The following is a 13478-nucleotide window of genomic DNA, read 5'->3' as shown; positions in this document are numbered from 1 at the left end:
AAAAAGAGGAGTGAAAACCATGGCAATCCCTACTATTCCTGGGTATCCAATGCCGAGCACACAAGATTTACCCGAAAATAAAGTGAACTGGATACCGGATCCGAAACGTGCTGTTCTGCTGATACATGACATGCAGCAATATTTTTTAAATGCATTTCAACAAGATACATCACCAATCACAGAGTTAGTTCAACATATTGAACAATTACGTAATACATGCAATGAACTTGGAATTCCAGTCGTCTATACAGCTCAACCTGGTGACCAAGACCCGAAGGATCGTGCCTTATTAACAGATTTTTGGGGACCTGGACTTGGTGATGATGAAGCATTGACAAAAATCATTGATCAGCTTGCTCCATCTGAAGCAGATACAATGCTGACAAAATGGCGTTATAGCGCTTTCAAAAAATCCAATTTTTTAGATATTCTTCAAGAAGGCGGGCGTGATCAACTGATCATTACTGGCGTATATGCACATATTGGCTGTATGCTGACAGCCGCAGAAGCATTCATGCTCGATATTGAAACCTTTTTTGTCGCCGATGCCGTTGCTGACTTTTCACTTAAGCATCACAAAATGGCAATGACCTATGCAGCTGAACGCTGTGCGGTCACCACAACGACAAACCAAATCATTAGTCGTTTAACAGGACAGGAAGCAGACGATGACCTATCTTTTGAGGCCATCCTTCACCAAGTAGCTGAGTATCTCGAAATCGAGCCGAATGAAATACCGCTTGACGAGAATCTCGTCTACCTTGGGCTTGATTCTATTAGAATGATGAGCCTAGCGGAAAAGTGGAGACAGCAAGGAATGACAGTCAATTTCGTTGAGCTTGCAGCAAATCCAACGCTCACTCATTGGCGAGCTCTTCTTTTCCCAGAAAAACAGCCATCTATCCCAAATATCGATTACATGTAAAGGAGGTATAGACTCTTGTCGATCCAGTCAGTCGATTCATTCCCACTAACCGGTGCCCAATCAGGCATATGGTATGCGCAGCAGCTTGATCCATCTAATCCCATTTTCAATACAGCTGAGTATATAGATATTAAAGGTTATATTGACCCCATACACTTTGAAGCAGCCATTAGAAAGACTGTCTTAGAAGCAGATTCCTTGTATATGCGCTTCGTTGAGGATACTGACGGTCCAAAGCAATGGTTTACATCTAAGAAGGAGATTCCATTTCAATATATCAATTTACAATATGAAAAACAGCCGCTTGATGCGGCTAAAGCATGGATGAATGCAGATCTTTCAACACCAGTCTCTTTAGAGAAAGATGTATTATTCCGTGAAGTACTTTTTCAACTTGCTGACGACCGATTTATCTGGTATCAGCGCATTCATCACATTGCCATTGATGGATTCGCCTTTTCGCTCATTGCACGCCGTGTTGCTGAGGTCTATTCAGCCCTATCGAAAGGGACACCTGTGCCTCCTCAAACATTTGGAGCCTTACATGACGTAGTCCAAGAGGAGATCACCTATCAACAGTCCAATCGGTATGAAGATGATCGAGCGTTTTGGAAAAATCGCTTTGCTGATCAACCTGAAATTGTGAGCCTTGCTGAGCTTGCCCCAAGAACTTCAGATGATTTTATCCGAAAAACCGCTAGCTATGATGCCGAAAAGGTAAGCAAAATGAAAAAAATTGCTCAAGCTTTCGGTTGTACCTGGCATGAAATGATTCTTGCCGCATCCGCTCTATATATGCATCGTATGACTGGTGCACACGATATTGTTTTAGGATTGCCTGTTATGATGCGCCTTGGATCTTGCGCCTTGCAAACACCCGGAATGGTCATGAACCTAGTACCGCTTCGTTTAACATGCAAACCAGAAATGACGCTCTCAGCACTTGTTCGCCAAGTATCTGATGAACTGAAAGCCATTCGGCCTCATCAAAGATATCGTCACGAAGACATGCGGAGAGACTTTAAACTCATCGGAAGAAATCAACGATTATTCGGCCCACAGATCAATATCATGCCATTTGATTATGATCTCATGTTCGATCAGAGCATTGGTCAAGCACATAATCTTTCAGCAGGACCCGTAGATGATTTATCGATCAACATATACGACCGCGCGGACGGGAACGGATTTCAAATCGACTTTGATGCAAACCCTGCCGTTTACAAAGAGCAAGCAGTTGACGCTCATCAGCATCGTTTTCTTCAATTGCTCGAGGAAATAACTGGACTAGAACAAGATCAGACAATCAGTCAATTCAACCTTCTTTTGTCTAAAGAAAAAGAGAACATCCTCAAGCACTGGAATGATACAAAACGAGAATTACCAAAAGAATCTTTACGGGAACTATTTGAAAAACAAGTCAGCAAAACACCACAAGCAAAAGCAATACAGTTTGAAGGAACCACTTTGACCTACGAAGAGTTAAATCAACGGGTAAATCAATTAGCTCATTATTTGAAAAGGCATGGCATTGGACCAGAACAATTTGTCGCAATTGCTCTGCCTCGATCCATCGATATGGTCGTAAGTCTGTTGGCCGTCGTCAAAACAGGAGCCGCATATCTGCCATTAGACCCTGATTACCCTAGCGATCGTGTCGCCTATATGCTAAATGATGCCAAACCAGCGTGCTTGCTCACAGTCAAAGAGACAGCAGACCGTTTGGACCATCCACACATCGTTCAACTGGATGATTCAACTGTTTATCAGGAGATCGTAGGCAGCCCGCATCTCAATCCGACCTGGAACGAAGGCTCTCCACATCACCCGGCTTACATCCTCTACACGTCAGGATCGACAGGCAAACCAAAGGGTGTTGTTGTAACGAAACGAAATGTGATCAACTTTATATTGTCCATGCAAGATTCATTTTTATTAGATCAAGGAGACCAGCTTTTAGCGGTAACGACCATTGCCTTTGATATTTCCGGGCTAGAAATGTTCCTCCCACTCTTACATGGGGCTGCTCTTTTATTGGCAAAAAAAGAAATCATACAAGAGCCAGCAAAGCTTTCAGACATGATTCGTTCTCATCATGTCACAATCATGCAGGCAACACCAACGTTGTGGCATGTATTGGCAGATGAATACCCTGACGTGATAACAGGTATGCGTGTTCTTGTTGGAGGAGAAGCACTCCCTGCTTCCCTTTTGCACACATTGCAATCTCTTCAATGCGACATTACCAATTTGTACGGACCTACAGAAACGACGATCTGGTCTACGATGGAAAATGTCACAGCACATCAAGAGAATAGCGGGCCGCCAATTGGCAAACCCATTTGGAATACGAGTATTTACATTTTAGATGAAGGGCTAAACCCTGTCCCAGCAGGATCAATCGGTGAACTTTATATTGCAGGTGAAGGAGTATCCAGAGGATATCTTGGACGATATGATTTAACGGCTGAACGTTTTGTGGCTGATCCATTCGGTACAAAAGGCACGAGAATGTATCGTACTGGTGATTTAGCCAGATGGCATGAGGATGGTTCAATTGATTATATCAGCCGTGCCGATCATCAAATTAAAATCCGCGGCTTCCGTATTGAACTAGGTGAAATCGAAACCGTGATTATGCAACACCCATCCATAAAGCATACATCTGTTATCGTTCGTGAGGATCAACCTGGACAACAGCTGCTTTGTGCGTATGTTGTGCTGACAGATGGCACTTCTCTGCACCCTTCAGAGCTCAGGCAGTTTGTGGCTGCATCACTTCCTGATTACATGGTGCCTTCTGCTGTTGTCGTTTTGCCAGAACTTCCACTTACACCAAACGGCAAAATCGATCGCAAAGCATTACCAGCACCAAATATGTCTTTAGTTAGTTCTGAGCGTACACCTAGAACACCCCAAGAAGACATGTTATGTAGTTTATTTGCAGAAACCCTTGGCCTATCTCAAATTGGCATAGATGATAGTTTCTTTGACTTAGGCGGACATTCCTTACTCGCCGCTCGTCTGCTTAGACGTATACGCGATACACTTGGTGCAGACCTAAGCATGAGTACCATTTTTGAATCACCTCGAGTTGCTGAGCTTGCGCAGCACATTGACAAAGCGAAGGACATTCGGCCGCCGCTTCAGGTAGAAAACAAGCCAGATGAGATTCCGTTATCCTTTGCCCAAAAACGGCTCTGGTTCCTTCATTGCCTTGAAGGGCCAAGTCCAACTTACAATATCCCACTTGTCATTCAGCTGACAGGTACACTAGATCAAAAAGCTCTAATTGGTGCATTGGCAGATATCACTGAAAAACATGAAACCCTTAGAACCATTTTTCCAAATAAGAACGGCATGCCAAGACAGGTCATTTTACATCCAAAAAGTGTTCAGCCTGAACTCCATGTCACAGCTTCAAGCGATCAACAAATTGAGAATCAGTTAAACGAAGCCATTCGCTATAGCTTTAAGATTGAAGAAGAACCCGCACTGCGAGCAGATTTATTCATGCTTGATGCAAATCGATCCGTACTGCTTCTATTGCTGCATCACATCGCTGGTGACGGCTGGTCACTTGCACCATTGACACGAGACTTAGCTGCTGCTTACGAAGCACGTATACAAGGGAAATCACTCTCCTTGCCAGCCGAACCTGTTCAATATGCTGACTATGCTATTTGGCAGCAGAAGCTGTTGGGCAGTGAAGAAGAGACGGATAGTCTATTTGCCAAGCAACTAAGCTATTGGACAGGTGCCTTACATGACCTGCCAGAAGAACTGGAGCTTCCCTATGACTTCCCGCGTCCACAGGAAGGAAGCTTCAACGGTGCTACGATAGACTTTACGATTGAGCCCGCTTTACACCAGCTGCTCCTTGAGCTTGCAAAGCAGCATCAAGTGAGTTTGTTCATGGTGCTTCAAGCATCACTTGCAGCATTACTGACACGCCTTGGGGCGGGGACAGATATCCCAATTGGCAGTCCAATTGCTGGACGGAATGACGATGCACTTGACGACATTGTGGGATTGTTTGTGAACACACTAGTATTACGTACAAATACAGCTGGTAATCCAACCTTTAGTGAGCTATTGAAGCGAGTTCGAGACGTTGACTTAGCAGCCTATGAGCATCAGGATCTGCCATTTGAACGGCTAGTCGAAATCCTAAATCCAACCCGATCCAGATCACGCAATCCATTGTTCCAGGTCATGCTTGCCTTCCAAAATACACCGAAGGCGGAAATGAAGCTGACACAACTTGACTCAGATCTCTACGTGAAACCAGTAGGGTCAGCTAAATTTGATCTGACCATCGAATTGACAGAACAAAGAACTGAAACTGGATCAGCAGCAGGATTAACAGGTTTGTTTGAATTCAGTACAGATGTATTTAAACAAAGCACCATTCGAGCAATCGCTGACAGAATGAAGCGCTTTTTAACAGAAGTAGCTGAGCGCCCACACCTGCCGATTGGTCAAGTGAACATTTTGTCGGATAAAGAACGACAAACATTTCTCCCTGACAAAAAGACATTCGCTCAGTTAGACCAAGCACCTAGTCTCCCAGCCTTATTTGAAAAAACGGCGCAGCAATACCCTGTTCGAGTGGCTGTAACGGATGGCAATCAACAGCTTACCTATGAAGAGTTAAACAACAAAGCCAATCGTCTTGCTCATTTATTAATAGAAAGAGGCGTTGGACCAGAACAGTTCGTTGCACTTGCCCTGCCTAGATCAATCGATATGCTCGTAAGCTTATTAGCCGTTCATAAAGCAGGCGCAGCCTATGTTCCGCTTGATCCTGACTATCCAGCAGACAGGCTGGCATACATGATACAAGATGCCAAACCCGTTTGCAGCATCACAACAAAAGCAGATGCAGTGCATCTCCCTGCTGATTGTGATTTGATTTTGTTAGACGAAAAAGAAACGAGCGATCAATTGCTCACTACACCAAATCACAATCCGGCTGATATAGACAGAATTGAGCCACTATCTTCTCTGCATCCGGCCTATATTATTTATACATCCGGTTCTACAGGGAAACCAAAAGGGGTGGTCATCCCACACCAAAATGTCATCCGTCTTCTGACATCTACTGCACATTGGTTCCATTTTGATGAAGAAGATGTTTGGACAATGTTTCATTCGTATGCCTTTGATTTTTCAGTATGGGAAATATGGGGACCACTTTTATATGGAGGTCGACTTGTCATTGTACCTCATACCATCTCTCGCTCTCCAGAAGAGATGCTGCAGCTTCTAGTCGAGGAAGGTGTGACTGTGCTTAATCAAACACCTTCTGCCTTCTATCAGCTCATGCAGATAGACAAGGAACAACAGACACTTGGTCAAGCATTATCACTCCGCTATGTCATCTTTGGCGGTGAAGCATTAGAGCTTAGCAGATTAGAAGATTGGTACAGCCGTCACCCAGACTGTAAGCCAAAGCTAATTAACATGTACGGCATTACAGAAACCACCGTACACGTTACGTACAATATACTCAATCGAGACATGATCGCAAAGAAATCCAGTAGCTTAATAGGCGAACCGATTCCTGATCTACACGTTTACGTACTAGATGAATACCTACAACCTGTTCCCCCTGGGACGACAGGTGAAATGTATGTAGCTGGAGCTGGCTTGGCAAGAGGTTATCTAAGCAGGCCTGACCTGACCTCAGATCGATTCCCTGCCGACCCTTATGGAGCACCTGGCACAAGGATGTATCGTACAGGTGACCTCGCACGCTGGACAGAAGAAGGGGCACTTGATTACATTGGCAGAGCTGATCATCAAATTAAAATACGCGGGTTTAGGATTGAACTTGGAGAAATCGAAGCCGTTCTGGCACGCCACGATGCAGTTGCACAAGTTGCCGTCATTATGCGAGAGGATCAGCCTGGTGACAAACGCTTAGTCGCATATATCGTAACAACTGAAGAAGACTGTTTCGATACAGAGACCCTTCGTCATTTTGCCGCAGCCAGTCTTCCTGATTACATGGTGCCTGCGGCATATGTACAGATTGATACCATGCCACTTACAACAAACGGGAAGCTTGATCAAAAATCACTGCCGGCACCTCAATTGCATATAAAGCAAACGGATGGCCGCGGCCCAAGAAATCCGAAGGAGGAAATCCTATGTCATCTCTTTGAAGAGGTGCTTGATTTGCCAAAAATCAGCATTGACGATCGCTTTTTTGACATTGGCGGGCATTCCTTACTTGCGGTTCGTTTAATCAGCCGCATTCGTGATGCACTTGGTGTCAAACTAAGCATCGGAACGTTGTTTGAAGCACCAAATGTTGCAAGTTTGGCAGAGAAACTAGAAACAGGAAGCGATGAAAACGCACTAGAAATCTTGCTGCCACTACGAACAAATGGAGAAAGATATCCTCTCTTCTGTGTTCACCCAGCAGGTGGTCTTAGCTGGTGCTATGCTGGTCTCTTGAATACATTAGAGAAAGACATCCCTATTTATGGATTACAGGCACGAGGAATCGCAAGAAAAGATGACTACCCGCGCACACTAGATGATATGGCTGCGGATTATATCAAGCACATCCAAACGATTCAGCCAAAAGGCCCTTATCATCTTCTTGGCTGGTCACTAGGCGGAAACGTTGTACAGGCAATAGCTACACAGCTCCAGCAGCAAGGTGAAGAAATCTCACTCGTTGCGATGCTGGATGCCTATCCGAACCATTTCTTACCGATTAAAGAAGCACCTGATGAAGAAGAAGCACTAATCGCTCTTCTTGCGCTCGGCGGTTATGATCCAGATACCTTAACAGATGAACCGCTCACAATGAAAAGTGCCATCGACATCTTGAAAAAAGATGGCAGTGCACTAGCAAGCTTAAGTGAAGATGCCATTAGAAATCTAAAAGAAACCTATGTCAATTCAGTTCGATTGCTCGGAGAATATCAGCCAAAAACTTATCATGGAGACATATTATTCTTTAGATCTACCATTATCCCAGATTGGTTTACACCAATTGATCCCGAAGCATGGGCACCTTATATCAACGGAAAAATTGAACAGCACGACATTCATTGCCGGCACAAAGACATGTGCCAGCCTAAACCCCTAGCAGAAATTGGTGTCATCTTAGACAACACACTGCATCGGGTCAAACAAAAGCACTAAGAATAAAGGAGAGATGACAAATGACAAATCCCTTTGATCGTGAAGACGGTGTCTTTCTTGTGCTTGTCAATGAACAAGGACAGCATTCACTTTGGCCATCATTTGCACCAGTGCCAGATGGATGGGAAAAGGTCTTTGGTGAAGACACTAGAAATGCCTGCATCGATTATATCCAGACACACTGGCAGGACTTACGGCCTTTAAGCTTAACAAAAGAACCTGCCCTAGCACATGGAAAAACGGAATAAATCATCGCACCCTGATCTCACTCAGGGTGCTTTTTTGACAGAATAAACATCACCATCTTTCCAGCCCTTTCTGCTACAATTTAATTGAGAATGTTTATCAATCATTAAGAGATCAGGTGGTTTTATGGGAAATAACAATCAATTACGTACAATGGCAAATGCCGAACAATTCATCTATCGATTAACATATACTGAAAAAATAAATAATGCAGAGCTTCCGCATACGGAGCAACAGCTATCAGATACATTCTGCCTCCTCTTCAGCATAAGCGGCAGCGGTTTACTCACATTGAACGATCAAAAATGGCGATTGAAAAATCTGACACTCTATACGATCATGCCTGGGGAAACATTTATGTTGAAAACAGAGCCTTATCAAAAACACGAGCTCTATCTGCTTCGCTTTCAGCTCTACACACTGCAAGATCAAAACATAGGAGAAGTATCAACTGAACATGCCCGTTCTTTACTGAATGTATGGCAATTTATCGATATTAGCTCGATTGAACAAATTCATTCTTTACTGCCTGAAATGACAGAGGAATGGAAAAGACCTGAATCCATTAGCTTTTTTAGAAGCCAAACTCTTTTTCAACAGCTCATTATGCAGCTTTTCACACTGCATAAAGAAGATATTTGTGACACGGCACATGCCCTTTTCAAAACAAAACAATATATTGATCAACATTCCGAAGAACCCCTCAGCCTTACAAGTCTATCTCATATGGCTCGCATCAGCGCCAATCATTACAGTGAGCTATTTAAAAAGCATTTTGATGTGAGTGTCACTGATTATATCACCAAGAAAAGGATGGCTAGAGCCAAACAGTTAATGGCAAAAAGCAATGCAAAGCTCAAAGACATTGCACTGGAAATCGGCTATCAAGATCCCTATTACTTTAGCCGCATCTTTAAGAAAAAAACTGGCATGACCCCTTCTGCTTATATGAAAAGCCGTCAGCGGAAAATTGCAGCCTATGGTCATTCCATACTCGGTCAGCTCACACCAATTCATATCATCCCATATGCTGCCCCTCTTCATCCTAAATGGACAGCACATGATTTTAAGCATCATGCAGAAGAAATTCCGATTCACCTGAGTGCACATCGTATCAACGAGCACGCTGAAGCCAATTTACAGCAATTAAAGGAAACAAAACCTGAGCTGATCATTGCCAATGATCATGTGACAGAGGAAGAAAAACAAGTGTTGAAAACCATCTGTCCTGTTCACTTTGTTCCATTCACACAATTGAATTGGCGCGCTCAATTCAGACAAACAGCTATGTTCCTGAACGAAGCGAAGGAAGCAGAAGAATGGTTGCTTCATTACGAGGAAATCGTCATTCAAGCGAAAAAGGCATGCCTTGTTGATCATCCACCAAAAACCGTCCTGCCTCTTCGTATCTTTCAAGATCAGCTCTACTTGTCTGTAAATCGCACCATGTCAGAAGTGATTTTTCATGACATTGGTCTTCTGCCAGCTTTTCAGAATGATGGTCAGCTAATAGAAAAAAAAATCAGCATTCGCTCCATACAACAGCTAGACCCAGACGCCATCTTCCTCTTCTTGCATAAGGAGCCAAAAACCATTGCATTTTATCAAAAGTTAAAGCAACAGGAGGCTTGGCAAAATCTCAAGGCTGTGAGTCAACAAGCAGTCTATCCACTCGCTTCTGACCCTTGGCGTGAATACACAGCAGCCAGTCATCAACGAGTCATTCAGGACCTTTTATCTTTTTTTCCGTAAAAAGTCCATCATTTGATAGAGAATTGTCTATGGCTAAAAGGACGAAAGCCTAATACAATCTTTAATTGAGAACAATTATCAGTTAAAGGAGAAAACAAATGAAAAAATGGTTAGCATTGCTTACCCTTTGTATCATGACGATGACCACAGCAGCCTGTGGTGCTACAGAAAATAAACCTGCTTCAAACACAGCCAAAAGCAAGTCAGCTGAAGCAACAGAAACAAAAATCAATTACTTAGATCAAACGTACAAGCTCAAAACACCAGTGAAACGAATCGTCATTGCTGGAAGCCTAGAATCAATGGAAGATGCAAAATTACTTGGTATCCAACCTATTGGTGCTTCTACCGTAGGCGGCACATTCCCTGAATTATTTAAAGACATCACAGCGAAAACAGAAGGCATCGGTGAAAAAACAGAACCAAACCTAGAGAAAATCTTAAAACTAAAACCAGACGTGATACTCGGATCAACAAAGTTCCCGCCTGCAACAATTAAAAAACTGGATAAAGTCCAAACGACGATCCCAGTATCCCATGTCTCTTCTGACTGGGAAAGCAATCTTTTATTGCTCGGTACACTGACTGGAAAGAGTGAAGAAGCCAAAAACATCATTTCTGATTATCAGAAAGATCTCAAACAAGCGAAAGAAACCCTGAAAGACAAAAGCAACAACAAAACAGCTGTCATTTTGCGCATTAGACAGGGCGACCTGTACGTGTATCCAGAAGACGTATACTTCAACTCAACCTTATATGGGGACTTAGGATTTTCAGCACCAAGTGATATCAAAAAAGCCAAAGCACAAGCGATGATTTCGATGGAGCGCCTGGGCGAACTAAATCCTGACTATATTTTTGTTCAGTTCTCTAAAGCGGAAAACTCATCGAATCCAAACGCATTGAAGGACTTAGAGCAAAATAAAATTTGGACAAGCCTAAAAGCTGTGAAAAATGGGCACATCAATGCAAATGTCGTTGATCCTATGCTTCAAGGAGGAACAGCACTAAGCAAAACAACCTTCCTTGATAAAGCTGTCAAATGGTTAGAGAAAAACAACTAAAAAAAGAAGCGCCAATTTGCGCGATCAGATTGTTGACAAAGGGCTAAAATGATCTTTATTTTTAGCTCTTTGTCTTCTTTTCAGCGTAGTTGAAAACCTTGAGGAGAGAATACACATGAACGGAACGTTTCTATATGACGAGTTTAATGGGCGTCAGCTTGATATTTACCTTCCACAGGACACCTCTATTGATGTTCCAGCTGTCTTTGTACAAGATGGCTCTTCTTTGTTTAGAACACACCTGCTAGAGATCGAAAGAATGATCGAAGCCAATACCATCTCGCCAATCATCATTGTCGGCATACACCCCTTCAATCGACTTGATGAATATACACCATGGAAGGCGTCATCACTGCGTTCTGAGTTTCCTGACTTTAATGGCGAGGCACAGACGTATATGTCATTTTTAGCAAATGACTTGCTCCCATATATCAAAAGAGAATATCCAGTCAAGCAGACCTGTCATCAACATAGTCACGTAGGTGCTTCATTAGGTGGACTATTTGCTATTTATACCCTATTGATGCACCCTGCCCTTTTTAAAAACATCGCATCTATCTCTGGGTCATTTTGGTATCAAGATTTTCTACCGTTTGCTAAACAACAAAGCATTCAGTGTGTGGAGCACCTTGTCTATTTATCTGTAGGCAGTGAAGAAGGTAAAGGCAAAACATCTGCTCAACAGCACATGCCTTTATTCAACAAACAACTACATGACCTTTTATTACAGAAAGGGATGCAGGATTGGCAGCTGCAATATCACATCGAACAAGGGGAGGGCCATCATCTGAAACAATTTCAAAAAAATTTCTTATCGGCCATAAAGTGGTTTTATAAAAGAGAACTCTAATTTTTTATCAGCATAGCACAAAGCCGATATGTTATATTGGAACGTATAGATTGAAAGAGGAGGGATTTGCTCATGAGACCTTTACAAATCTCAGCCGATACAGCACAAAAACTTGCGGCATCACTCAATGTACCCATTGAACAAATCATGCATATGCCGCAGCATATCTTAATCGCTAAACTAGCAGAACTTGAACAGAAGAAAGATCGTTCTTCTTAAAGAAATAAAGGAGTTTACATTCATGGAACAACATCTAGAACAATCAACATTACATCCTCGCAGTAAAGGACAAACCATCCTGCTGATTGCTGGGATTTTACTCATTGCATTTAATCTACGGCCTGCCATTACGTCCGTGGGGCCTCTCATCGGCGCCATTCGTTCCGATTTACAGCTTTCAAATGGACTTGCGGGTTTTCTCACAACATTACCACTGCTCTCATTCGCATTGCTTTCTCCAATTGCACCTAAAATCGGAAAACGTCTTGGCAATGAACGAACCCTTTGGCTTGGGCTTGCTGTCCTTTTATTTGGGATTGTGATTCGCTCGTTTGGCACGATCACCTTCTTAATGATTGGAACCGCGCTTGTCGGTGTCGGGATTGCAATATGTAATGTGCTCTTACCGGGGCTCGTGAAGCATAAATTTCCTGCACATGCTGGATTGATGACGAGCGTGTATACGACCTCGATGTCCGTCTTTGCGGCACTTGCATCAGGTATCAGTGTTCCACTCAGTCATACGATGCCTGGCGGCTGGAATACATCATTCCTCGTATGGGCTGGCCTTGCTCTTCTCGCTATGATGGTCTGGGCGCCACAGCTTCTTCATCAGAACACAGCGGCCGTCAAAAGCATTTCGCTCACAGAGCAGCCGATATGGCGTTCACGTGTCGCATGGCAGGTGACCTTTTTTATGGGGTTGCAGTCATTCCTTTTCTATAGCAGCATCGCCTGGTTTCCTGATATTTTAACATCACATGGAATGAACCTGTCGACAGCCGGCTGGATGCTGTCCATTATGCAGTTTGCTGGTCTGCCATCCACCTTTTTAACGCCTGTTTTTGCAGAAAAATTAAAAACACAAAGACCGCTTGTCTTCGGACTTGTCCTTGTGTATTTACTTGGCATGATCGGACTTCTTCTCGGAGGATCGACGCCTATTCTCGTGATCTCTGTTTTATTGATCGGTATTGGACAAGGTGCCAGCATCAGTCTGGCGCTCACATTTATCGGGTTACGAACGACCAATATGGAGCAAGCCGCTGCCCTTTCCGGAATGGCGCAGTCTCTCGGTTATTTATTAGCCGCCGTTGGTCCGTTCATGATCGGTATCCTTTTTGATCTCACACATACATGGACGCCATCCATTATCATCTTTATCATCATCCTATTTTTTATGTTTTTATCCGGTATGCGAGCCGGACGAAGCGTCTATATTTCAGATCCATCATAAAAAAAGAACCCGCCTCCTCGT

Annotated in this window: 8 protein-coding genes; all 8 read left to right on the top strand. The window is 43.3% G+C overall.

Annotated elements, in window-relative coordinates:
- Positions 1-19: 19 nt before the first annotated feature.
- The 8 genes from ACSSTM_RS11995 to ACSSTM_RS11960 all read left to right on the top strand — a co-directional run bounded on the left by ACSSTM_RS11995 (position 20) and on the right by ACSSTM_RS11960 (position 13457).
- Complete coding sequence (locus tag ACSSTM_RS11995) at positions 20-925, top strand: isochorismatase family protein (RefSeq protein ID WP_095286166.1); 906 nt, start codon at positions 20-22, stop codon at positions 923-925.
- Between the two features lie 15 nt (positions 926-940).
- A complete protein-coding gene (locus ACSSTM_RS11990) occupies positions 941-8089 on the top strand; it encodes an amino acid adenylation domain-containing protein (protein ID WP_420735003.1) in 7149 nt (2382 codons plus the stop codon).
- 20 nt (positions 8090-8109) lie between these two features.
- Positions 8110-8337: an MbtH family protein gene (locus tag ACSSTM_RS11985; protein ID WP_025093680.1), complete on the top strand. Its 228-nt coding sequence runs from the start codon at positions 8110-8112 to the stop codon at positions 8335-8337.
- Between the two features lie 124 nt (positions 8338-8461).
- Positions 8462-10087, top strand: a complete 1626-nt coding sequence (locus ACSSTM_RS11980; protein ID WP_095286168.1) for an AraC family transcriptional regulator — start codon at positions 8462-8464, stop codon at positions 10085-10087.
- 98 nt (positions 10088-10185) lie between these two features.
- The gene (locus ACSSTM_RS11975; protein ID WP_095286169.1) at positions 10186-11151 is read left to right on the top strand and encodes an ABC transporter substrate-binding protein; all 966 of its coding nucleotides are present in this window, start codon (positions 10186-10188) and stop codon (positions 11149-11151) included.
- Between the two features lie 115 nt (positions 11152-11266).
- Positions 11267-12001 (top strand): alpha/beta hydrolase, encoded by a 735-nt coding sequence (locus ACSSTM_RS11970; protein ID WP_060597691.1) that lies wholly within the window; start codon positions 11267-11269, stop codon positions 11999-12001.
- A gap of 72 nt (positions 12002-12073) precedes the next feature.
- A complete protein-coding gene (locus ACSSTM_RS11965) occupies positions 12074-12220 on the top strand; it encodes a YycC family protein (protein ID WP_003214589.1) in 147 nt (48 codons plus the stop codon).
- A 22-nt stretch (positions 12221-12242) separates the two neighbouring features.
- Positions 12243-13457, top strand: a complete 1215-nt coding sequence (locus ACSSTM_RS11960; RefSeq protein ID WP_095286170.1) for a CynX/NimT family MFS transporter — start codon at positions 12243-12245, stop codon at positions 13455-13457.
- The last annotated feature ends 21 nt before the right edge of the window (positions 13458-13478 follow it).

The sequence above is a fragment of the Bacillus sp. RK1064 genome, from assembly GCF_051488405.1.
Lineage (GTDB): Bacteria > Bacillota > Bacilli > Bacillales > Bacillaceae > Bacillus.
This window is presented reverse-complemented; position numbering and strand designations above follow the sequence as displayed.

Coding starts and splice junctions, on each gene's coding strand:
- ACSSTM_RS11960 (WP_095286170.1), top strand. CDS start 12,243: ATGGAACAACATCTAGAACAATCAACATTACATCCTCGCAGTAAAGGA.
- ACSSTM_RS11995 (WP_095286166.1), top strand. CDS start 20: ATGGCAATCCCTACTATTCCTGGGTATCCAATGCCGAGCACACAAGAT.
- ACSSTM_RS11980 (WP_095286168.1), top strand. CDS start 8,462: ATGGGAAATAACAATCAATTACGTACAATGGCAAATGCCGAACAATTC.
- ACSSTM_RS11975 (WP_095286169.1), top strand. CDS start 10,186: ATGAAAAAATGGTTAGCATTGCTTACCCTTTGTATCATGACGATGACC.
- ACSSTM_RS11970 (WP_060597691.1), top strand. CDS start 11,267: ATGAACGGAACGTTTCTATATGACGAGTTTAATGGGCGTCAGCTTGAT.
- ACSSTM_RS11965 (WP_003214589.1), top strand. CDS start 12,074: ATGAGACCTTTACAAATCTCAGCCGATACAGCACAAAAACTTGCGGCA.
- ACSSTM_RS11985 (WP_025093680.1), top strand. CDS start 8,110: ATGACAAATCCCTTTGATCGTGAAGACGGTGTCTTTCTTGTGCTTGTC.